This window comes from Corynebacterium sp. HMSC034B08, from assembly GCF_001835805.1.
Classification (GTDB): Bacteria; Actinomycetota; Actinomycetes; order Mycobacteriales; family Mycobacteriaceae; genus Corynebacterium; species Corynebacterium coyleae.
Window position 1 is genome coordinate 110,330 of the sequence record NZ_KV825958.1, and the last position, 21,444, is coordinate 131,773.

Annotated in this window: 19 protein-coding genes, 2 tRNA genes, 1 other RNA gene and 1 pseudogene; 5 read left to right on the plus strand and 18 right to left on the minus strand. The window is 63.2% G+C overall.

Translation table 11 applies throughout. From position 1 onward, the window contains the following. Nucleotides 1-124 precede the first annotated feature (124 nt). The 6 genes from recR to ffs all read right to left on the minus strand — a co-directional run bounded on the left by recR (nucleotide 125) and on the right by ffs (nucleotide 5,335). Nucleotides 125-751, minus strand: a complete 627-nt coding sequence (gene recR / locus HMPREF2656_RS05700; protein WP_070816078.1) for a recombination mediator RecR — start codon at nucleotides 749-751, stop codon at nucleotides 125-127. Between the two features lie 67 nt (nucleotides 752-818). Beyond that, nucleotides 819-1,193, minus strand: coding sequence for a YbaB/EbfC family nucleoid-associated protein (locus HMPREF2656_RS05705; RefSeq protein WP_070422682.1), 375 nt, complete (start codon nucleotides 1,191-1,193; stop codon nucleotides 819-821). A 53-nt stretch (nucleotides 1,194-1,246) separates the two neighbouring features. Next, nucleotides 1,247-3,361, minus strand: coding sequence for a DNA polymerase III subunit gamma and tau (locus HMPREF2656_RS05710; RefSeq protein WP_070816079.1), 2,115 nt, complete (start codon nucleotides 3,359-3,361; stop codon nucleotides 1,247-1,249). 10 nt (nucleotides 3,362-3,371) lie between these two features. Continuing rightward, nucleotides 3,372-3,908: a hypothetical protein gene (locus HMPREF2656_RS05715; protein WP_070816080.1), complete on the minus strand. Its 537-nt coding sequence runs from the start codon at nucleotides 3,906-3,908 to the stop codon at nucleotides 3,372-3,374. Continuing rightward, on the minus strand, nucleotides 3,898-5,169 hold the full coding sequence (locus HMPREF2656_RS05720; protein ID WP_070816095.1) for an aspartate aminotransferase type Ic: 1,272 nt from the start codon (nucleotides 5,167-5,169) through the stop codon (nucleotides 3,898-3,900). The genes HMPREF2656_RS05715 and HMPREF2656_RS05720 overlap by 11 nt, the downstream gene beginning before the upstream one ends. Before the next feature lie 70 nt (nucleotides 5,170-5,239). Further along, nucleotides 5,240-5,335: signal recognition particle sRNA small type (gene ffs, locus HMPREF2656_RS05725), an RNA gene on the minus strand. Nucleotides 5,336-5,466: 131 nt separating this feature from the next. Here ffs and HMPREF2656_RS05730 point away from each other — a divergent pair. Beyond that, nucleotides 5,467-5,552 (plus strand) — tRNA-Ser (locus HMPREF2656_RS05730). 53 nt (nucleotides 5,553-5,605) lie between these two features. Further along, the gene (locus HMPREF2656_RS05735) at nucleotides 5,606-6,913 is read left to right on the plus strand and encodes a hypothetical protein (protein ID WP_070816081.1); all 1,308 of its coding nucleotides are present in this window, start codon (nucleotides 5,606-5,608) and stop codon (nucleotides 6,911-6,913) included. On the opposite strand, the gene HMPREF2656_RS05740 is transcribed toward HMPREF2656_RS05735, so the two are convergent. Beyond that, a complete protein-coding gene (locus HMPREF2656_RS05740) occupies nucleotides 6,897-8,426 on the minus strand; it encodes an N-6 DNA methylase (protein ID WP_070816082.1) in 1,530 nt (509 codons plus the stop codon). The genes HMPREF2656_RS05735 and HMPREF2656_RS05740 overlap by 17 nt on opposite strands. Before the next feature lie 67 nt (nucleotides 8,427-8,493). On the opposite strand from HMPREF2656_RS05740, the gene HMPREF2656_RS05745 reads away from it, so the two are divergent. Continuing rightward, entirely contained in the window at nucleotides 8,494-8,994 is a 501-nt protein-coding gene (locus tag HMPREF2656_RS05745) for a ferritin (protein WP_180952355.1), read from the plus strand. Nucleotides 8,995-9,065: 71 nt separating this feature from the next. Here HMPREF2656_RS05745 and HMPREF2656_RS05750 read toward each other — a convergent pair whose 3' ends face one another. The 3 genes from HMPREF2656_RS05750 to gluQRS all read right to left on the minus strand — a co-directional run bounded on the left by HMPREF2656_RS05750 (nucleotide 9,066) and on the right by gluQRS (nucleotide 13,535). Beyond that, nucleotides 9,066-9,623: an LURP-one-related/scramblase family protein gene (locus HMPREF2656_RS05750; protein WP_070421596.1), complete on the minus strand. Its 558-nt coding sequence runs from the start codon at nucleotides 9,621-9,623 to the stop codon at nucleotides 9,066-9,068. Between the two features lie 115 nt (nucleotides 9,624-9,738). Continuing rightward, entirely contained in the window at nucleotides 9,739-12,468 is a 2,730-nt protein-coding gene (locus tag HMPREF2656_RS05755) for a YPDG domain-containing protein (protein ID WP_070816083.1), read from the minus strand. A gap of 143 nt (nucleotides 12,469-12,611) precedes the next feature. Continuing rightward, nucleotides 12,612-13,535 carry a tRNA glutamyl-Q(34) synthetase GluQRS gene (gene gluQRS, locus HMPREF2656_RS05760; protein ID WP_070569517.1) on the minus strand — a complete coding sequence of 308 codons (924 nt, stop codon included), beginning with the start codon at nucleotides 13,533-13,535 and terminating at the stop codon, nucleotides 12,612-12,614. Between the two features lie 19 nt (nucleotides 13,536-13,554). Between gluQRS and HMPREF2656_RS05765 the strand changes: the two genes are divergently transcribed. Beyond that, entirely contained in the window at nucleotides 13,555-14,211 is a 657-nt protein-coding gene (locus tag HMPREF2656_RS05765; RefSeq protein ID WP_070816084.1) for a queuosine precursor transporter, read from the plus strand. A gap of 78 nt (nucleotides 14,212-14,289) precedes the next feature. Here the strand turns inward: HMPREF2656_RS05765 and HMPREF2656_RS13605 are convergent, their stop codons facing one another. From HMPREF2656_RS13605 to HMPREF2656_RS05795, 8 genes and pseudogenes are all read right to left on the minus strand, one after another. Next, on the minus strand, nucleotides 14,290-14,574 hold the full coding sequence (locus tag HMPREF2656_RS13605; protein ID WP_141761028.1) for a DUF3800 domain-containing protein: 285 nt from the start codon (nucleotides 14,572-14,574) through the stop codon (nucleotides 14,290-14,292). Then, on the minus strand, nucleotides 14,522-14,845 hold the full coding sequence (locus tag HMPREF2656_RS12495; RefSeq protein WP_083279335.1) for a helix-turn-helix domain-containing protein: 324 nt from the start codon (nucleotides 14,843-14,845) through the stop codon (nucleotides 14,522-14,524). The genes HMPREF2656_RS13605 and HMPREF2656_RS12495 overlap by 53 nt, the downstream gene beginning before the upstream one ends. 381 nt (nucleotides 14,846-15,226) lie before the next feature. Beyond that, nucleotides 15,227-16,483: a tRNA guanosine(34) transglycosylase Tgt gene (gene tgt, locus HMPREF2656_RS05770; protein ID WP_070816085.1), complete on the minus strand. Its 1,257-nt coding sequence runs from the start codon at nucleotides 16,481-16,483 to the stop codon at nucleotides 15,227-15,229. Then, nucleotides 16,480-18,843 (minus strand): MMPL family transporter, encoded by a 2,364-nt coding sequence (locus HMPREF2656_RS05775; RefSeq protein ID WP_070816086.1) that lies wholly within the window; start codon nucleotides 18,841-18,843, stop codon nucleotides 16,480-16,482. The genes tgt and HMPREF2656_RS05775 overlap by 4 nt, the downstream gene beginning before the upstream one ends. 58 nt (nucleotides 18,844-18,901) lie before the next feature. Beyond that, nucleotides 18,902-18,989: transfer RNA gene (locus HMPREF2656_RS05780), tRNA-Ser, on the minus strand. 39 nt (nucleotides 18,990-19,028) lie between these two features. After that, the gene (locus HMPREF2656_RS05785; protein WP_070421601.1) at nucleotides 19,029-19,256 is read right to left on the minus strand and encodes a CsbD family protein; all 228 of its coding nucleotides are present in this window, start codon (nucleotides 19,254-19,256) and stop codon (nucleotides 19,029-19,031) included. 76 nt (nucleotides 19,257-19,332) lie between these two features. Further along, nucleotides 19,333-19,808 (minus strand): annotated as a pseudogene (locus tag HMPREF2656_RS05790) (nucleoside deaminase). Then, a complete protein-coding gene (locus HMPREF2656_RS05795; RefSeq protein WP_070421603.1) occupies nucleotides 19,795-20,277 on the minus strand; it encodes a tRNA adenosine deaminase-associated protein in 483 nt (160 codons plus the stop codon). The pseudogene HMPREF2656_RS05790 and the gene HMPREF2656_RS05795 overlap by 14 nt, the downstream one beginning before the upstream one ends. 50 nt (nucleotides 20,278-20,327) lie before the next feature. Here HMPREF2656_RS05795 and HMPREF2656_RS05800 point away from each other — a divergent pair, with 50 nt between their 5' ends. Beyond that, on the plus strand, nucleotides 20,328-21,332 hold the full coding sequence (locus HMPREF2656_RS05800; protein WP_070816087.1) for a prephenate dehydrogenase: 1,005 nt from the start codon (nucleotides 20,328-20,330) through the stop codon (nucleotides 21,330-21,332). Nucleotides 21,333-21,444: the final 112 nt, after the last annotated feature.

Below are 21,444 nucleotides of genomic sequence, written 5' to 3' on the forward strand. Positions count from 1 at the left end.
ATCGCCTGCACTAACACCTCGAACGAATTCATACCCAAAACGCTAAACGCCCGGCGCAGAAAATGCACCTGGCCTGTGGATAACTGGGCGTGGAGTCGTCGAAAAGTAAAGAGTTATCCACAAATCACAGCTTGAGGCGCCCGGTTAACGCGCGGGAGAGTGTCAGCTCGTCGACAAACTCCAAGTCCCCGCCAAGCGGCATACCCGACGCCAAGCGCGACACCGTCAGCGACGGGAAGTCCTTCAACAGACGCGCCAAATACGACGCCGTCGCCTCCCCCTCCGTATCAGGGTCGGTAGCCAAGATGACTTCGGTGACGTCGGGGTTGTCGGCGCCGTCGACGTCGTCAAGCACACCGCCAATGCGCTGCAACAACGGCGCAATGGCTAGATCCTTCGGGCCGACATTCGCCAACGGATCCAACGACCCGCCCAACACGTGGTAGCGGCCCGAATACTCCCCCGTGCGCTCAATGACCTGGATGTCCTTCGCGTCCTCCACCACGCACACCAGCGTCTTGTCGCGGCTCGAATCGGCACAGATGCGGCACACTTCCTCGCGCGAGACGTTGTTGCAGATGCGGCAAAACGTCACCCCGTCGCGCACGGCGGCCAAGGCGGCGCGCAGCCTATCGATGTCCTCTGGCTCCGTCTTCAGCAAATGAAACGCGATACGTTGCGCGGACTTGGGGCCGATGCCGGGAAGGCGCGAGAATTCGTCGATAAGGTCTTGCAGCGGTCCTTCAAACACGCGGGGGTTCCTTTCGTGGCATGAAAAACGCGCCCGACCAGGCCGGCCGGACGCGGAAAGCGACAGGTTAGACGATGCCGCCGAACGGGATATCGCCCGGGCCTGCCTGCGGGGCGCCACCCTGCGGTGCGCCGCCACCCATTGCGCCGCCGGTCAGCGGGGCGATCTTCTCTTCGGCGAGCTTGCCGGCCTGGTCGTGGGCGTCGCGGTATGCGGCGAGGATGAGGTCCTGCAGCGTCTCGACGTCCTCCGGGTCAACGGCTTCCGGCTTGATGGTCAGGTCGGTGATTTCGGCGCCGCCGGTCATGGTGACGGCAACGAGGCCGCCACCTGCGGTGCCGGTGACCTCGGTCTGCAGCAGTTCCATCTGTGCCTGCTGGAGTGCGGCCTGCACTTCGGCGGCCTGGCGGATGAGTTCCTGCATGTCCTGTGGTTGGGTCATGGTTGCAACCTTTCGTTTGTTGGTAAAGCTCCGTGGGCCATTGTACGCGTCGCTTAGAGGGGTTTGGCTCCGAGTTCGGCGGCGAGGAGGTCCATGGCGACTTCGGTGGCGTCGCGGCGGTCTGCTGTTCGTTCTCCGTCGCGTGCTTCTTGGGCCATGTCGCGTTCTTCGTCTTCGCGGGTGTATTCGGGTTCGGCTTCTTCGAAGGGTTCGGTGGGTTCGGGTGGTGGTGGGATGTCGTCGCGTTCGCGTTTGGCGCGTTCGGCGGCTTTTTGGCTGGCTGCGGCGACGGCGGCTTGCCAACTGTTGGCGGGGGCAGGGTCTTCGGGCTTTTCGCTTGTCGACGACCCCTCCCCCGGATTCCACACCTCCCTCGGTTCTGGCCGCTTGACGTGGGCGGCGTCGGGGTTGGTGCCGACCACGCAACGGACCTTGATTGGCGTACCGAGCTTCTCGGTGAACACTGCGACGATGTCTGCGTTGTTGCGTTCGGCGTTGATCCGGTCAGCGAGTGCTCCGGTGTGGTGGCCGACGACGAGGGTGTCGTTGTCGAAGCCGAGGGGTTTCGCTTCCGTCAGCATGATTTCAGCGACCTGGTTGCGTGCGCCGACGGATTGGCGCAGGCGGGTCCAGTCGCGTTCGATGCGCTGGTACAGGTCGTCCGTGTCCGGCTGCTGCTGTTGCTGCTGTTGCTGTTGCGGCGCGGGTTGCTGCGGCGCGGGTTGGGCAGGTTCGGGTTCACGCTGCGGTTCCGGTTGCGGCGCAGGTTCGTGCGGCGGTTCCGACGCAGGCTGCTGTGGTTCGGGTGGCGGCGTCTGCTGCGCTCGCTGCTCGGATGCCGGTTGAGCAGGCGCGGGCGCGGGCGCGGGTTTGCGCGAGGCGGTGCGGAAGCTTGCTGCGGCGGCTGCAGCGGCTGCGGCGGCGGCAGCGCCTCCCCCGCCAGCGGCGCCAGCGTTGCCGGAGGGAGCACCAGCAGAACCGGCAGAACCGGCAGAACCGGCAGAACCACAGGCAGAGCCACCAGCACCCGCCGCGCTCACAGCACCCGGCGCCGCACCCAGCGCGCCGCCGCCGACGCTGACGGTGAGGAGGTGCGCCATCATGATTTCGAGGAGCAGGCGGGGCGAGGTGGCGCCGGCGAGGTCTGGGAGTCGGTCGTTGACTTCGGTGGCCAGGGCGGACAGATGGGCGGGGGTGAAGAGTTCGGCTTGGTGTTTGAGGATTTCGGAGCGGTCGGTGGGGGCGTCGACAAGCCCTTGCCCGAATGCGTCGGGGACGGTGCGGATCAGGAGGAGGTCGCGCATGCGGTCGAGGAGGTCGAGGGCGAAGCGGCGGGGTTCGTGGCCGGATTCGATGACTTCGTCGATGGTGCGGAACATGGCGGAGCCGTCGCCGGATGCGATGGCGTCGACGGCGGCGTCGAGAAGTGTGAGGTCTGTGACGCCCAGCAGTGGCAGGGCAAGGTCGTAGGTCAGCCCGTCGGGTCCGGCGCCGGCGAGCAGCTGGTCGAGGATGGACAGGGTGTCGCGCGGGGAGCCGCCACCGGCGCGGATGACCAGGGGGTAGACGTTTTCGTCGACGGTGACGCCTTCGTCGGCAACGATGCGCTCGAGGAGGGAACGCATGGCTTGGGGCGCGAGCAGGCGGAATGGGTAGTTGTGGGTGCGCGAGCGGATGGTGCCCAGCATCTTTTCGGGTTCGGTGGTGGCGAAGATGAAGATGAGGTGGGCGGGTGGTTCTTCGACGATTTTGAGCAGGGCGTTGTTGCCCTCTTTGGAGATCATGTGGGCTTCGTCGATGATGAAGACGCGGTAGCGTGAGTCGCTGGGTGCGTACAGGGCGCGTTCGCGCAGGTCGCGCATGTCTTCGACGCCGCCGTGGGAGGCTGCGTCGATTTCCATGACGTCGAGGTTTCCGTTGCCGCCGGGGGCGAGGGAGACGCAGGAGGGGCATACGCCGCAGGGGGTGGAGGTTGGTCCTTCGGCGCAGTTGAGTGAGCGTGCGAGGATGCGGGCGGATGATGTTTTGCCGCAGCCTCGTGGGCCGGAGAACAGGTAGGCGTGCGAGATGCGGTTGTTGTCCAGCGCGGTGGACAACGGCCGGGTTACTTGTTCTTGCCCGACGACTTCGCCGAATGTTGCGGGGCGGTATTTCCTGTACAGAGCCACGCGGGCTACCTTACTCGGCCTCGCGATTCCATTCGGTGGTGTTGGTGCCGCGGCGTCGTAGCCTGCGGGTTAGTACGTCGAGGCCTTGGTCGCGGGCGATGGTGTATTCGTCGTCGGTAAGCGCGACGAGTTCGAGTAGCAGGGTGAGTTTGCCGGGTTCGCGGTAGAGCGGCGTGCCACGGTCGAAGAGTTCGGGTTCGCGCAGCCAGCCGTGGCGTGCGGTGGTGCCGAGGTCGTCGAGGGCGCCTTCGAGCAGCACGCCGGGTTGTGCGGGGATGCCGAGGCGCTCAATGGCACGGGCTGCGGCAACGACGGCGCGCCCGGGCAATTGCTTATCGACGACCCCACCCACCGTCACAATCTCACACCGCACATCAGTCGCCCCATCCCCGTCGATGACCAGACCGGTGTCCACTTGGGAGAAGCCGACGGTGCAGGCCGCGGGGGTGGTGTTGATGGTGGTGAGGGCGACGGCGGCGTCGTCGATAAGCATGAGCTCGATGTCCATGAACGACCCGAGCCATGCGGCGACCTGATCAGTTTTCATGCGCCTCGATGCAGGCGAGCAGCACGCAGGTGGCAACGCCGTCCATGGCGGTGCGGACCTCGTCCAGCGGCGGCAAGGACGGTGCGAGGCGGATGTTCTCGTCGTTTTCGTCGATGCCGCCCGGGAAGGACATGCCGGCCTTGGTCAGGGTGATGCCGGCGTCCTTGGCCAGCTCCCAGGCGCGCTTGGCGGAGCCGTCCTTGACGTCCAGGGAGATGAAGTAGCCACCGGTCGGGTTGGTCCACTCGGCGACGTTGTACTCGCCGAGGCGCTGCTCGAGGATCTCGACGACCGCCGCAAACTTCGGAGCGAGCGAGCCGGCGTGCTTGAGCATGTGGGCGCGCAGGCCGTCGACGTCGCCGAAGAAGCGGGCGTGCGCCAACTGGTTGACCTTGTTCGGGCCGATGCCGCGCACGCCGGCGTGGCTGTTGTACCAGTCCAGGTTCTCCTTGGAGGAGGCAAAGAACGCCACGCCCGAGCCAGCGTGCGTGATCTTGGAGGTGGACGACATGTACCAGAAGCGGTTCGGGTTGCCGTGCTTCGCGGAGATCTCGAGGACGTTCGGGTTGTCCGGGAACTCGTCGGTAAGCGTGTGGATTGCGTACGCGTTGTCCCAGATCAGACGGAAGTCCGGCGCGGCGGTTTCCATGGCGCAGAGGCGCTCGATGGTTTCGGCGGAGTAGGTGATGCCGGTGGGGTTGCCGAAGATCGGCACCGACCACATGCCCTTCACCTGCGGATCCTTCACCAATTCTTCGACGAGGTCCATGTCGGGGCCGGTCGGGGTCATCGGCACCTGGATCATCTCGAAGCCGAAGTGCTCGACGATGGTGAAGTGGCGGTCGTAGCCCGGCACCGGGCAGATCCACTTGACGGTCTCCTCGTCCTTCCAGGGGCGCGACGAGTCGTTGGTGCCCCAGATATAGGCAAACGAGACGAGGTCGAACATGATGCTCAGGCTCGAAGCATCACCGGCGACGACGTTCTCCGGCGCAACGCCGAGGGCCTCCGCCCACAGCTCGCGGATGTCCGCAATGCCGTCGAGGTTGCCGTAGTTGCGCACGTCAGCACCGGTCTTGTCGGTGTAGTCGTCCGCCCCCGGCAGCGACAGCAACGCGTCAGAGAACCCGAGCTGCTCTGCGGACGGCTTGCCACGCGTCAGGTTCAGGTTGAGGTTTCGGGCCTTGAGTTCCTCGTACTGTGCGCGAGTGCGCTCGGCGAGTTCGTTGAACTGGGCTGCGTCCAGGTCCTTGAGAGACATCATCACTCCAGATGTTCGAAGGCGAATTTTGCGTGCCCACCATCGTAGCGGCCTATCCGTCCCCGAACATGAAAAAGGGACCCCACGCACCTGCTAGAGCTCGCTGACCCTTGCTGCGTTCCCGCCCTGGGGGAGTTCACAAGATAACACCGCGTGAGATCCTGCCTGACACTGTAGCCATCTCTTCCGCCAGAACACAACCTGCGCCGGGCCACGCTGCGGTTTTGGTCTTGTGGGGTGTGTGCATTACCATGTCCAAAGACGCTTCGCCGGTGCATGCCGGGGAGGTTGTTCGCTGGAGGATTCGACTAGCGGCCTATGTCACACGCCTGGAACGCGTGCGGGTTTCACGACCCTCGTGGGTTCAAATCCCACATCCTCCGCAAAATGCACGCCCCGCGTTTCTGCGCGGGGCGTTTTTGCTACCGTTTTGTGCGTGACCACCACTGCAAACACTGCGCTTGATCGACTCGCTGACCTGCTGGGTATCGGCCGTTATACGGTTGCGGATGCGGGCATGATCCCGCGCGCGATCGCCCTTGCCGCCGCCGAGGAACTCGACGTGCCCTACGAGGACGCGTGGACTGCGGAGGAGATCGCGGACAGCATCTTCGACAACTTCGCCCAGTACATCCTGGGCTCCGGGGTTGATGGTCGGGCGACGACGCTGCGCGCAATTGTCGACGACCACTTCACCGCCCAGACGTCTCGCACCCGGGGGTCGGGGGTGTCGTCGTTTAGCAAGCTCTCGTCGGACGACTTCACCCCGGCGAAAAACAAGTTGGAGGCGGTCAACCGCATTAGCGCGCTGACGGGTTCGGGCCCGGAGACGCTCGGGCCGGGCTCAAAAGAGCGCAAGTCTGTACTGGTGAACCTGGCGCGTGCGATCGACAACAACAACGCGCCGGAGGACGCGACCAAGATCGAACTCGGCCGCTGGCTGGCACAGCAGTTGGGCGGAACGTGGGGGCCGCGCGACTACTCGTCTGGCTACACGATCACGCTCAACGGGCTGAACAATCTGCTGCACCTGGCCACGCGCCGGTTTACGGGCGCGGAGGATTTCGCCTCTCCACTACTGGAGGCCAACGCGCTCGTCGCCGGTGCTGCGGAGGCGCTCGGTCTACGGGCGGACACCGACTGGGACACGGTGCCGTTCGACGGACGCACGTGTGTGGAGGAGATGTTCGCGGCGCAGTACCGCAACCGGAACCAAACGGAGTGGTTCGCCTGGTACGCCGAGTTCAAGGTCCTGCCGTTTTACGCCAAGAAGTTCAAGGGCGGACCGGCGACCATCGGCCACACGGAGTTCGACTATCAGGACACCCGCACGTGGGATTTGAAGGTGCATTCCAGCGACGGCAAAGCGGACCGCACGCCGCTCAACGACCAGTACTCGGTGGATCTTGCCGCAGCACAGGACGGGGTCGGGTTCATCGTGGTCAACACGGTGCCGGATTACACCGACGAGGACGCGTTCTACCGCTGGCACATGGCCAAGCGCGGCAAGGTAGTGAAAGACCGCAAGCCGAACTCGCGCAAGCTCAAGGTCGCGCACACGGTGACCAGCATTGAGGCGTACTACTTCCCGGACACTGCATCTATTAGCGACGCCATCGCCCGCGGCATCATCAAAGTCTTCAACCAGGGCCGCCAGCAGGACGGGTCGCCGCGCAAGCCGAAGTACGAGATGGACATGGCCCTCGCGCGCGGCACGGATTATTTGCTTACGGCGCTTGCGTGAGGTCCTGCGCGTACGCCGCCGCCACGTCCACGTCGCGCCCGAACACCACGCGGTTGAGCCGCTCCACAAGGGCGAAGGGGTGCTTGACGTTTTCGTTGATAATGCCGGCGTTGAGTTTGGTGACTAGGTTGTCGCGTTCGGAGGCGCGGATGTCACTAATAAGCACAGGCTCGATGTCGGGCACCGGCACGGACATGAGCACGCGACGGGTGAGGCTTACGCCGCCGTCGTGCCAGCGCCACCACAAATACGGCGCGGACGAGTTCAGCGTCACCGCCGCGAGGTCACGGTCGTGTGCGGTGGCGAAGTGCAGCACCTGCTTCGAGCGCCTGCTCAACTCCCCGAACGCGGCGGAGATGTAGTAGCGCGGGGTGGTGGCTACGGTGAGCGAAAACTCCGTCGGGCCAGGTACGACAAGGTCGGCGATGGTGCGCTCCCACCCCTGCATCTGCTGCCAGATGTCCTGGTGGTCGGGGTGGATTTTCAGCCACTCCCCTCCCTGACCAATCTGCCGCGGCGCGAGCAGGTGCGGTGCCTTAGCCAGCATGGCTGCCCGCGATGCTGCACGCCATCGCAAGATCGGCGTGATCCGCCACGAGTCCTCGTCCGGCGGGCACACGGTCACGGCGGCGCGCACGAAGTTGGTTTTCGACGTGTTCGACGAGCCGAACTTGTAGCCGCGGAACAGGGTGTCGGGGACGTTGTCGAAGACGGTGATGTCGCCGCCGGTGAGGTGGTCGTCGATTAGCAATCGCAGCCCTGCGAACTTCGGTGCGCCCAGGTAGGAGGCGGGCGTGACCGCGATGAAGCCGCGGCTGGTGGTGGCGACACGCTCCATGAAATAGGCGAACAGGTCGCGGGTGGCGGCGGTGGCAAACGTGTCGTCGCGCGCGGTGGAGGCGTAGGGCGGGTTCATGATGACGAAGTCGTGGGCGGGGATGTCGTCGTGAAGAAAATCGGCCACTACGCAGCGCGCGGCGAGCGCCTCAAAGCCTGCCGTGTCGCCCGGCGCGAGGAAGTGCGACAGCAGCACCACCGCGGTGCGCAGCGCGACTGGGTCGATGTCCACCAGGATCAACTGCTTTGCGACGAAGCCCCCCACATCCCCATCAACCTTCCGCGCAAGGTGCCACGCGAGCACCCCAGTGCCACAGCACGGGTCCACCCACGTGCCCTCCGGGAAACGGTTGACGTGCTGGGCCATGAACGCGGCGGCGTCGTCGGGCGTGAAGTACTGGCCCGCATCCTTGCGCGCCTTACTGTCGCTGAGCGCCAGGAACGCCTCGTAACAAACCGCGATCTCCCCGATGGTCATGTTGCCGAACACATCTTCTGAAAGCGGCTCCACCCCGAGGTAGGATTCCACCACCGGCGCAAGGTCGGGCCGCAGCGCGTTCGAGTGCGCCGCGATCCCTCGCAGCCATGCCTCCTGGCCAGTGATTTCGGGGTGCGCACGCAGGCGATTCAGCGTGGCGGTGACACGCTTTGCGGAAAAGTTCGAACCCTGGGACACGGTGTCCGAGCTTATAGCTCTTTTACTCTTCCGCTCCAATCTGGGCTGCTGTATACTCGCGTGCATGATCGACGCAAAGCTTTACGAAGCAATCAACCAGCAAGTCACCGAAGAGTACGGTGCCGCCTACATCTACCGCTACCTGGCCAACGAGATGGACGCCCTGTCCTTCCCGGGCCTGAGCGAGTGGTTCGCCGCGCAGGCATCTGAGGAGTGCGACCACGCGCAGAAGTTCGCCCAGCACCTCATCGACCGTGGCGAGCACGTCAAGCCGCACAACATTGAGATCGACGCGCCTGAGATCAAGACCCCGCTCGACGCGTTTGAGGCTGCTCTTGCGCACGAGAAGAAGGTTTCGGAGCAGATCCGCCAGATCACCCGCCTGGCCGATGAGGTCGGCGACCTCGAGTCCCGCCCGCTGCTCAACTGGTTCCTGGAGGAGCAGATTGAGGAAGAGTCGACCGTGAGCGAGATCGTCGACCAGCTCAAGCTTGTTGGCAAGGACGGCTCGGGCCTGTTGCGTATCGACGCCCGCCTGGCCGGCCGCTCCACCGACTCCGACGCGTAACCCACCCCCGGATTTCGCGTTCAGCCCCCGTCACGTGCGGGGGCTTTGTTTGTGTCTAGCGCTGTTTGTGTCTAGCTGGATTGTTGGCGGCGCTTGACCCGCCACATGTCGATCGCGATGACCACACCGAGGATCGCAGCGTGCTGGCGTTCGCTCAGCTCCGGCTCGAACTGCACCCGGTAGTCCGACTTGCCGGTCAGTTCGCGCCCGAAGCCTTTGTATTCCGCGACCACGTGCGCGATCGGGCGGCCCTGCGATGTGAGCGTGTAGTTGCGGTTGAACACCTTGCCTTCGACTTGCACCTCGGGAAACCCTGCGATGTCGAGGTCGAATTTTGAGCCCATGAGCTTGAACCGCGATGTCAGCCGCGCCAGCTCCATCGCGGGCGTGACTAGACGCACGGTGTAGCTGTCGCGGATGAGGTCGATCGGGTCTTCGATGCTGATAAGGTGCGTGCCGCCTGCGTCGAACACGTCGACTTGGCGCGAGGCCCGGCTCAGCACGTCTTTCATGTTGAGCTTCGTTTGCCGTGCCGTGCCAAGCGGTTGTCCGGTGGGTGCTTCGATCGCGAACTCGTTGCGGCCGAAGATTTTGGTTTGCCGGATAATGACTTCGTTTTCCCGCAGCATGGTGTAAATCGTAATCCCGCCGCGCTGCGCGTGCCGGGCAGAAATGCGTAAAAGGCTGACGCCAGTTCCGAGTGCGAACTGGCATCAGCCTTTTACGGTGTTCGGGAGAAAAGGGTTAGGCGGTTTCCTCGGTCTCCTTACCGTCGCCCTTGTCCTCGCCTTTGTCTTCGCCCTTGTCGGAGGAACCCTTCGCGTCTGACTTGGAGCTCTGGGCCCACTCCGGCAGTTCGCCGTCCTTGCACAGGGCGGCGAGGATGCCAATGCCTGCTGCCAGACCAGCCAGGGACAAACCGATGGCTGCTGCCTGGGTGACCTCCGGGCCGAACTGCTGCTGCAGACGGTCAGCCTCAACCTGGATCTGACGCATCCACTCCGGCTGCGGGCGGCGGTTGGTCTCGCCGCCGAGGCCGAACTGCTCGAGCGGATTCGGGATGTTCATCTTCTCCGACACGTTCGCTGCTGCCTTGCTCAGCTCGGCGCCGAGCGGGCCGGCCAGCGGTGCGCCGATGGCGATCAGCAGGCCGAGCGGAACCAGCCACAGCAGCGGGTTGTTCTCGGACGACATGCTGTCGAAGCACTTCTTCAAGTTCTCCGAGGAGCCCTGGTCAGACACCAGGTTCTGCGACTGCTTCTGGCCTGGGTCGTTCGGGATGGAACCGTTGTCGGTCTTGACTGGGATCTCGACGATCGTGGTCTTGCCGTCCGGCGTCTTCACCTCCACCGGGATGGTGATGTTGGTGCCCGGCTTCACGTCGGCTGGCGGGGTGATGGTCAGGTTGCCCGTGCTTGGGTTGACCTCGACCTTCCAACCCTCCGGGATCTTCGGGTTGTCCGGGATCTTCCATTCGCCCGAACCGTTCGGCGGCGGAACCTCCGTCTTCTGGCCCGGGTAGACAACGATCACGGTGGTGGTGTTGTTGTCGCCTGGGGTGGTGTTGTCGGTGCCGTTGCCCGGCTGGGTATCCGGGACCTTCACCGTGACCTTTGCCGGCACGACGTCGGTCTTGCCGCTCGGGTAGGTGACGGTGACGTCGATGATTTTCTCGTCGCCATCCTTCGCGGTCTTCGGCACGGTGACCGTGATGTCGCCAGTCTTGGCGTCGATCTGCGGGTTCCACTCCTCAAGGTCCTGGCCCGGGGTGATCTCGTAGGTGGAACCACCCGGCACGTCGTCCTTCTTCGGCTTCAAGGTGGCGTTCTGGCCCGGGGTCTTCTCTACCTCCGGGTACTCCGGGGCACCGTGGACGATGACCTTCGCCGGAACGTTCTTATCCACGGAACCGTCCGGGTAGGTCACGTCGACCAGGATCGTCTTCACATCGCCAGGCTTTGCGGAGCCCGGGATGGTGACGGTGATGGTGCCGGTTGTCGGATCAACCTTCGGCGCCCAATCACCCAGGTCCTGGCCCGGGGTGATGGTGAAGGTGGAGCCCTCCGGCAGGTTCTTGTTGTTCTGCTCGAGGCTGACGTCCACCCCGACCTTGCCGTAGGTCTCGCCGTAGCCCGGGGTGTTCAGGTTTGCGTCGGTGTCGCGCACCGTCACCACCGTGTCGATGGTGTCCTTGGAACCGTCGGCGTAGGTGACGTCCACGGTGAACGTGGCGGTATCGCCGTGCTTCGCGCCCTTCGGGGCGGTGACCTTCAGCGTGCCGTCCTTGGCTGGTTCAGCGGTCCAGCCTTCCGGTGCGTCGACGACGGTGTAGGTGGCGTCGACGGCGGTGCCGCGGACGTCGCCAGGCTGCGCCTTCAACGCAACATCAACGGAGCCACCCGGCTTGACCGTGTTCGGCGTGTTGTAGGCGGGAGCAAACTTGGCAACAGGGACGGAACCGGTGAACTTCGGCGTGTCTTGATCAACAACGCCGTCCTCGGTTGCAACGCGCAGTACCTGTGGGTTCTTGTAGGCGTCGAAATCCTCGTCCTTGGTGGTCTCGCGAGGGTTCGCGATGATCTCCACGTCAACCTTCGCCGCCTTGTCGTCATCAACCGAACCGGTCGCGCCCTTGGGGAGGGTGACGTAGACCTTGCCGGTGTCGTCGACACGCACCTTGGCACCCTCGATCTTCTTGCCAGCGATGGAAACGTTGCCGGTCAAACGTTGGTAGTCGTTCTCCGCATTGGCCACCGTGATGCCGGTGTCGTACTCGTTGCCGTCCGCGATGATCGCCTGGGACTGCTGCTCAGAAGCAACAATTGGCGCGCAGTCATCGGTCTCAAATACCCACGGGGCGACTTCAATCTGCACAGTTGGGCTGACGCGGGTCTTCTCAGCCGCCAAGATCGTCGGATTATTGACCCTCCAGGCCCACGTCTGCGCCTGCTGATTGCTGTCCACAGCCAGCTTCACAACGGCCGTGCGCTTCTGATCACGCTTCAGCGAAAACGACTCCTGATCAATCAGCGCAACCTCGTTGACATCAAGCATCTCAACGGGCTCATTGCCCTTGCGCTTGATCTCAACGGAGCCCTTCTTCAGAGCTTCAAGCTTGTAGGAGTGGGTTGCATCCTGCGTACCTACGTTTTCAACAACGATGAACGCCGTGCCGGATTGAAACACCCGCTCACTGTCAGCGCTTACGCTCACCCACGGCACGAAAGCGTTGTCTACCTCGTCGAGGCCAACACCCACGCTGACCCCGTTTTGGGTTGTCTTCAGCGCCACGCCAGGGTTCACCGTGGTGATGTTCTGATCCAGCACAACAGCACATGCGCCCTGCTGTGGGTTCGCGGTCCGACCCGGAGGGCTTGTGAATTCTTCTGGCAGCGCGGTTGCTTGCGGGGCGACAACAGCCGAAGCGCCGAGGGCAAGCGCAACGGTGCTCGCAGCAATCTTCTTCGAAATCATGAAGTCTCCTTAGAGGTTCGTTGCCCAGTGGTGCGTCCCCAAACGCAGCCACGTGACCTTCCTCCAAATATGAGTGAGCTTCAGACCGACCGCAAGAGTTTTAACATATAAAAAACAGGTTATACTTCATTAAAACACAGCAATTACAAAGATTCCCACGTCCATGGGTCGCGCGACAGTTGTGACGGTTCGAACACATCCAACAAACCATTCACGCTATCTACCTGGCCATATCCGAGCGACCCGGCAATATCACGCACAATGTCGGACTGACGTTTATCGGCCAACATCTCCCGCAAGGTGACAGCACCATCGCGCTTTGCTAATCGACGACCCCCTGGCCCCACCACAAGTGGAACGTGAATATAAAAAGGCGTCACGAGAGAAAGTTGATCAGCCAAATACGCTTGTGCCGGGGCAGAAAACAACAAATCGTCGCCGCGCACAACCTGATCCACCCCCTGAAAACCGTCGTCCACAACGACCGCCAAGTTGTACGCCCAATCCCCCGCCTGCGCCTGATCCACACGCCCGCCGCGCTTCAAAATCACATCATCAACCGGCCCCGTGTAGGCACCGTGGTAGAAATCCTCAACCGTCCACTCACGCACGTGGGCCCGCAGACGGATTGCGGGGAGGCGGCCCTCGTCGGCGAGGTCGCGTCGTCGTAAAGCACGCTGCTCCTCCGTGAGATCACGACACGTCCCCGGATACATCCCCGGCTGCGCATGCGGCGCCGACGCCGCCTCCCGGATATCCCGGCGCGTGCAATAACACTCGTACGTATCCAAACGCGCCAGCGCATCCGCATACGCATCACCACGGTCATGCTGGTACAGCACCGGCGGATCAAAGTCGAGACCAAGCGCCTCCAGGTCCTCGATCTGACGCAGCGCAGACTCCGCGGAAGAACGCTCCGAATCAATATCTTCCACACGCAAGAAAAACTTTCGACCACTCTGACGCGCAAACAACCACGCCAACACCGCCGTACGCAAATTGCCAAAGTGAAGATCGCCGCTCGGACTCGGCGCATAACGACCAGCAGGACCGTGGAAAACAGACATGTGTGCAATGATATTGCGCATGTCACCGCGCGTATCCCGCTCCCCATACCCGTACCTGCTCGCCGTGTTCTGCGCAGTGTTCCTGATCTCGAACATCACGGCGCAAAAAGGCGTGGTCATCGGGCCGCTGGTCACCGACGGGGCCTTCTTCCTCTTCCCCATCTCCTATGTCATCGGCGACGTCATCGCCGAGGTCTACGGATTCAAAGCCGCACGCCGCGCCGTGTTCACCGGCTTTTTCATCGCGGTGCTTGCCGTGGTGACGTTCTACATCGCCATCTGGCTGCCCGCGGCGGACTTCTACGACATGCAAGACACCTTCGCCGCAGTCCTGGGCTTGTTGCCGCGCATCGTCGCGGCCTCGCTCGCCGGCTACGTAGTGGGTCAACTACTCAACGCGTGGGTACTGCAGAAGATGAAAGACCGCTTCGGCACCGACCGCCTCTGGGCGCGCCTGATCGGCTCCACCATTGTCGGCGAATTCGCGGACACGCTGCTGTTCTGCACCATCGCCGCGAGCGTGATCGGCGTCGATTCCGCCGGCACGTTTATCAACTACGTCGTTGTTGGGTTCCTGTGGAAGACCCTCATGGAGGTCGTGCTGCTGCCGATCACCTACCCGACGATCGCAGCCGTGCGCCGCGCCGAGCAGCGCATTGCCGACGAGAGCGTGTAACCCACAGGGCTCCGAAACCTGTACTGCTGCTAATGCAGACCCCCTCCACTCGTGTGGACCAAGGGGGTCTAGCTGTTTCTAATCTAACTCGCGTGGCCCCCTGGAAGGATCACGTGGAGCGAGGTACTCGCTGTACCAATTGTGGGCGAACTTGTGTTTGGGCACTTTCATTAACGACGAATTCGCACTCCACGCAACGTGATCTGCCATCTGAACGAGTTGGGACGCCCTGGAGTCCAAGAAGATGGGATCCTCAATAACATGCCGAGTTGTCCTTGGGAGTTCACGATGTGCTCGGCGAAAGTTTTTCTCAGTTCCGTCCCTTACGAGCCGGTGTGAAGGCCAAGCGCAAATCCAGCGCAGCTAGAACCTTAAGCAGCGTTTCTACCGTCGGATTCCCAACTCCATTTTCTATGCGACTCAGTTCAGCCTGTTGAATTCCGGCAGCATCAGCAACAGATTGCTGAGTTGCGCCGCGATCATGCCGGGCCGACGCAAGTGCAGCACCTACCGCTTTACGCTCTGCAAGTTCCGCAGCAAACGCTCGCGTTGCCGCATCACGAATTACCTCGGCTGCTGGCGATTCCGATTCTCGATATGGCTGGATGAAGTCTTCAAACTTTGTAGTGGCCATTTGTTCACCCCCACGCTCCGCTTAATAGGTAACCAGCAGCAAGTTTATGTGTTTAACCCCATAACAGCAAGGCGTATTTACTCTCTTTTCCAGGCAGACAAAACGGAGCGCGCTGCACGAATTTCCTTCTGCTCCTGCTTTCGACTTGGATCGCGCAACTTGTTGTATCCACCGAGCAACAAAACGATTCGCTTTAGCCGGATGCGGCTCGAAGTTTCCCCAAAATCGCTCCAACCCTAGACCCGCAAATCACAGCTTAGGGGCAAACCCGAACTCACCCTGCTTGCTAGATCGAGCACATGAGTGCCCCAGAGGGCGTCTAACCGGACATCGGGTCGAGTTCGGGTTTGCTCCTAAGCTGGCTGCGCGACTACATATCCCCTACTTCCCGGCGTAGTAGCGGCCGAGGAATTCGTCGCGGTAGGCCTCGTAGTCGCCGGCGTCGATGGCAAGGCGGATGTTGTCCACCAGGCGGATCATGAACTCCAGGTTGTGGATCGTGCACAGCGTGCCCGCCAAAAACTCCTTCGCCTTGAGCAGGTGGTGGATGTAGGCGCGAGAGTAGTTTTCGGAGACGTAGCCGCCGAACTCCTCGTCCACCCCGGAGAAGTCACGCTTAAAGCGGGCGCCGGCAAGGTTCATGCGGCCATCCAGGGTGTACACGCCGCCGCGGCGGCCGAGGCGCGTCGGGGCAACGCAGTCGAAGGTGTCGGCGCCAGCTTCGACGGCGGTGAAAATGTCGTCCGGCTCCGAAATGCCCAGGAGGTGGCGCGGCATGTCGACGGGCAGCTCGTCGGTCACCCAGCCGACGATCGTGCCCAGATTTTCCTTCTCCAGGGCACCACCGATGCCGAAGCCACCGAAGCCACGGCGGCCCTCGTCGAGCGCCTCACGGTGAAGATCCAACAAGCCGTGCGTAGCCTGGCGGCGCAGGTCCTCGTACTGCGCCCCCTGCACCACGCCCCACAGGGACTGCAGCGGCTTGTCCGCCCGAACCTCGGTCAGACGGTCGTGCTCGATGAGGCAACGACGGGCCCAACGACGGGTGCGCTCGACGGAATGCTCCTGGTAGGCGCGAGTATCCAAAAGCGTGGTCAGTTCGTCGAAGGCAAACATGATGTCGGCGCCCAGCTGGTGCTGGATCTGCATCGACACCTCAGGAGTGAAGCGGTGGGAGGAGCCGTCGATAACGGATTTGAAGTCGACGCCGTCGTCGTCGACACGCGCCATGCGATCCTTGTTCGCCGCACGGATGTCGCCCTCGGTCAGGCCCGCGGTGTCCATGGCGAGGACCTTTTTAAAGCCGACGCCGAGGCTCATCACCTGGAAGCCGCCGGAATCGGTGTAGGTGGGGCCGTGCCAGTTTTCGAAGGCGGCGACGCCGCCGGCCTCGTCGACAATGTCGGGCCCAGGCTGCAGATAGAGGTGGTAGGCGTTGGACAGGATCGCCTGCGCGCCGGTGGAGCGGATCTGCTCGGGCGTGAGCGTTTTCACCGTCGCCTTGGTGGCCACGGGGATGAACGCAGGGGTCTGAATGGAACCGTGCGGGGTGTGGATCACGCCGGTGCGCCCGTGCCTACCCGGCGCGGGCTCCAACTGGGTGCCGACCTCGAAAGTGGTGTCCGTCTGCTGCGTCATGCGTGTTCCTTTTCTAGTTCGGTGCCCTCAACGTCGACCTCGGGGAGGAGTTTGTCCAGCCATTTTGGCATCCACCAGGCGGCGCGGCCGAGGAGGAACATGGTGGCGGGGACGAGGGCCATGCGGATGAAGAAGGCGTCGAAAAGTACTGCGACGCCGAGTGCGAAGCCGAAGATTTGGATGAACGGCAACGGTTGGTCCAAGAAGGCGATGAAGACGGCGATCATGATGATGGCGGCGGCGGTGACCACGCGCGCGCCTTGCCTGAAGCCTTGCACGGTGGATTCGTGCACGGCGCGCAGCCGGTCGCCGTCGCCGTTGCGCAAGTAGGCCTCGCGCATGCGAGTAACCAGGAAGACTTGGTAGTCCATGGCCAGGCCGAAGGTGACGCCGATGAGGAAGATCGGCAGGAAGGACAGGATCGGGGTCGGTGTGTTCACCAAACCCCACAGGCCTTCTTGGAAGAACAGGACGGTCACGCCGAAGGCGGCGCCGACGGATAGCAGGAAGCCAAGGCCTGCCACGAGCGGCACCATGATGGAGCGGAACACGATAACGAGCAGCACGATCGCCAGCCCCACCACGATGGACAGGTACAGCGGCATGGCCTTTGAGAGTTCTTCGGTGATGTCCATTTGGACGGCGGTCAGGCCGGTCAGGCCAACGTCGATGCCCGTGGCGTCTTCCACCTGGCTGATGGCCTCGCGCACGCCGTGGGCGATTTGCAAGGTGCGTTCCTCTTCCGGACCACCGGTTGGGGTGGCGAGGATCTGGGCGGCTGTGAGGTCGTCGTTAGCTGCGATGAGCTGCGCGTGCTCGATGCCGTTGACGGAGCCGATCTCGCCCATGGTGTAGATGAAGGACGCGAGCGCTGCCTTTTGGGCGTCGCCGCCAGCCTCATCCGGGATGGCTGACATGTACGGCTGGAGAATCTCCGAGTTGGGGTTGACGCTGTGTGCATCAACCACCAGCAGCAGCGGGGCGTTCACGCCGGGGCCGAAGCCTTCCGCCATGAGGTCTGCGGACTTGCGTTGGGTGGTGTCGTAGTTGGAGGTGCTGTCGGACGGCAGCGACATCTCCAAGCCAAGCACCGGGGTGGACAGCGCACCGAGCCCCAGCACGACCACTGCCATAACAAGGCCCGGCACCTTTTCGACGAAGCGCACCCACCGCCTACCCATCGAATTCTCATCGAGGTCCTTCGCCGGACGCTTACCCGGACCCGGATTACCGGCCAGACCGGGAATCTTGCCCGCGAAGGTCTTCGAGCCGAACGCGCCAAGCAACGCCGGTACAAGCGTCAGCGCGACGAGCACCGCGATGAACACGGTGACGGCGGCGGCAAGGCCCATCCAGGTGAGGAACTCGATCTGCGCCAGTGCCAGGGCGACCAGCGCGGTAAAGACCGTGGCACCGGCGAACACCACCGAGGAACCCGCGGTGCCGACAGCCATGCCGGCCGCCTCATCCGGCGGGAGGTGGCGTGCCTCCTGGCGGTAGCGCGACAGGATAAACAGGGCGTAGTCGATGCCCACGGCCAGGCCGATCATGACGGCAAGGACCGGGGTGACGTCGTTAAGTTCCACCCAGTGGGTGGTCAGCAGCACCAGCAGCGCGCCGATGCCCACGCCGACCACGGCGGAGATGATCGGGATCACCGAAGCAGCAAGCGAACCGAAGGTGACCACGAGCACCAGGAACGCCACGGCCAGGCCGACCATCTCAGAGGTGGTCTTAATGGCAATCGGCTCGCCGAAACCAGCGCCGCCGGCTTCCACCTGAAGGCCCGCGTCCCGGCCGATTTTCATGGCCTCGTTCACCACGTCGCGGTCCGCTTGGTCGACGGACATCGACGACTCAGCGTCGAACTCGAAGGTGGTGTAGGCGATGCGGGCGTCGTCGCTAAGCATGCGCAACTGATACGCATCCGCTTCCGCGCGCTCTCGCGGCATGCCCATCTCAGTCATCTGGCCAATGATCATGCGCTGCAACTCGCCGTTGACCGTCACTGGATTGCCGAAGCGCTCCCCCTCCACCCCGAGGTGGTCGCGGATATAGCCGACGGTCGCATCCATCGCCGCCATATGCTCGGGCGTATCTAGGCGCTCCCCCTCAGGCGCAGCGAACACCAAGTTCACGCCAGGGGCTGTGGCCACATTGCCGGCATCGGGGAAGTTTTTCTCCATGTCGCGCAGCGCGTCGATAGCCGGTGTGCCCTCGATTGCGAACTCGGAGGTAAACGGCTTCATCAACGAAAACGCGCCGCCCGCAGTCGCACCGAACAGCAGCAGCCACGCCACAATCACCCGCCATTTGTGCAGGTAGGACCAACGTCCGAGGTTGTACAGCAGTTTCGCCACGTCAAAGGGTTCCTTCTGTGATACGGAAAAAGCCCCCGTTGCCGGGGGCTTTAACACTTGGCGGTAGCGGCGGGATTTGAACCCGCGGTGGTTTTACCCACACTCGCTTTCGAGGCGAGTACCTTCGGCCGCTCGGACACGCTACCGCCGACTAGATTAACGGCAGCGCCGCCAAGAAACCAAATTTAGCGGTCAGCTTCGTCGCGGACCTCGTCCGCCTTGTCCTCAACCTTGGCTGCGACTTCGTTGGCCTTGTCCTTAATAGCGTCGCCCGCCTCGGAGAGCTTCTCCTTAGCGCTGCCGATCAGCTGATCGGCCTTGCCCTCGTTCTGAAGCTTCTCATTATCGGTAAGGTCGCCAGCCGCTTCCTTAGCCTGGCCCTTGATCTGATCAAGCTTGTCATCCAAACCCATGATGTTCTCCTTTATTCGTTGAAATTCGGTGCAGTCGCCCAGTGTAGGGACAAACCCGAACACTTTGGGTAACGATTCAATTACTCCTCAGCTCTTCAAAGAAATCACTCAGTAACCTGGCAGTTTCGGCCTCCAGCACGCCGGCGCGCACCTCAGGGACGTGCAGATGCCGCGGGTCCCGGATGGCATCCAGCACCGACCCCACCGCGCCCGTCTTCGGCTCCCATGCGCCAAAATTAACGACGACACCCTCGCCCCCAAGATCGCCCCCGCACACATCGTGCAGGGCTCCAGCGTGACAACGAGCTCACACCCATCGAGCCGCCACCTCCCCAACGCCTCGCACGCCTGCCGGATGGCCTCCACCTCTGCGTGCGCGGTCGGGTCGTTGTTCGCCTCCCGGCGGTTCACCCCCACCCCAAGGACCTCGCCCTCCGGGGAGAACACCACAGCCCCCACCGGTACATCGCCCGGCGGGGTCGTGCGGGCAACCTCGATCGCCTCCCGCATCCGTTCTTCAGCCCGGCGGGCAGGTTTGCTAATCGACGGCATCAGCAAGCTCGTCGCCAAATCCCAACTCGTCGGCGATGGTGTGGGCGAGATCGGCCGGGTCGGCGTCGTCGTCAAGCAAAATGCTCAACTGCTCCTCCGACAGGCCCAGATCCGCGAGAATGGCAAAGTCCCCATCAGCCCAGCCGTCGACGTTATCCAGCTCATCCGGGTCGATGTCGGGGATGTCCACGTCGGCCTCATCCAGGATGTCAGCCGCGAAATCATCATCCACCGCCATCGTCGCGTCCGAAATCAGCACACGCACCTTCGACGGGCCCGGACGCACCACAACCAAATAGTCATCCTCCACGTTGAGCAGCGCAAACGCCGCGCCCTCGCTGCGCAAACCGCGCACAGCGTCAATGGAGGTGGAAAGGTCCGTGAAATCGTCGCGGAACTCGCGCACCTGCCACGAACCCCCAACCTGAGCGACGGTGACGGCAAACCCGTCCGTGAAGTCCTGACTCATGGGACGAAAGCGTAGTCCGCGCGGGCCAAAGTGTCACTAGACTTAACGCGGTGACTACCTACCAACTGCCCCCCATCTGCATTCTCGGCCTCGGACTGATCGGCGGATCGCTCATGCGCGACCTGACCATCTCTAACGAACGCGTCTTCGGCTACACCATGCACGGGGCACGCGCAGCACAACGGGACGGCTTCGACGTCTCCGACAACATGGAAGAAGTGCTGCGCCGCGCAGAGGCCGACAACGCGCTCATCGTGGTTGCGGTGCCGATGGCGGCAGTGGCGTCCGTACTGGACCAGGTAGCTTCGTTCGCCCCGACGTGCGACATCACCGACGTGGTATCCGTCAAAGAGCGCGTGTACGACCTCATCGTCGAGCGCGACATGCAGGGTCGCTACGTCGGCGGCCACCCCATGGCGGGCACCGAGTTTTCCGGCTGGAGCGCCTCCCACGAGGGCCTGTTCGAGGGCGCCGCGTGGGCCGTAACGTACGACTACGCGCGCGAAGGCCGTGCCGACGACCACTGGGCCGCCCTATTCACCACCGTCTGCCGGCTCGCATCCGTCGTCGGTGCGGAGGCGGTCCCCGTGCGCGTATCGCTTCACGACGAATCCGTCGCCCGCGTCTCCCACCTCTCCCACGTCATCGCTGAAGCCCTGTCGTTGGTCGGCGACCGGGGCGGAACGCTCGCACAGTCCCTGTCGGCCGGGTCCTTTAGAGGCGCGACCCGGGTAGCTAGTACGGAACCCGAACTCGTGCGCAACATGTGCGAAACCAACGCCGACTCGCTCGTGCCGGTACTCGACGAGTTCATCGAACTCCTCCAAGACGCACGCGCTTCCCTTGCGGACGATCCGGCGTCCATGAAGCAGCTAGCCGAATCTGGCAACCGCGCCTACCTGCGCATGGCCGCCCGCAAAGGCGCCCGCCGCGAGTCCGTCTCCCCCGTGAAGATTTCTTCCCGCCCCGTCATGCGCGTCCACCCTGGCGCACCGGGCTGGGTCCGCCAACTCGAGCAGGTGGAGTCCCTCGGCGGACGCGTCGAGGTGTTCTAGGTTTTGTTTTCTGGGGGGTTGGGGTTTGGGGGGTTGATCCCTGGGGTTCCCCGGGGTTCCCTGGGGTTCTAGCCGGCCGTTTTCCGCTGGTCGTCTAGCTCTGTGTTTGTGG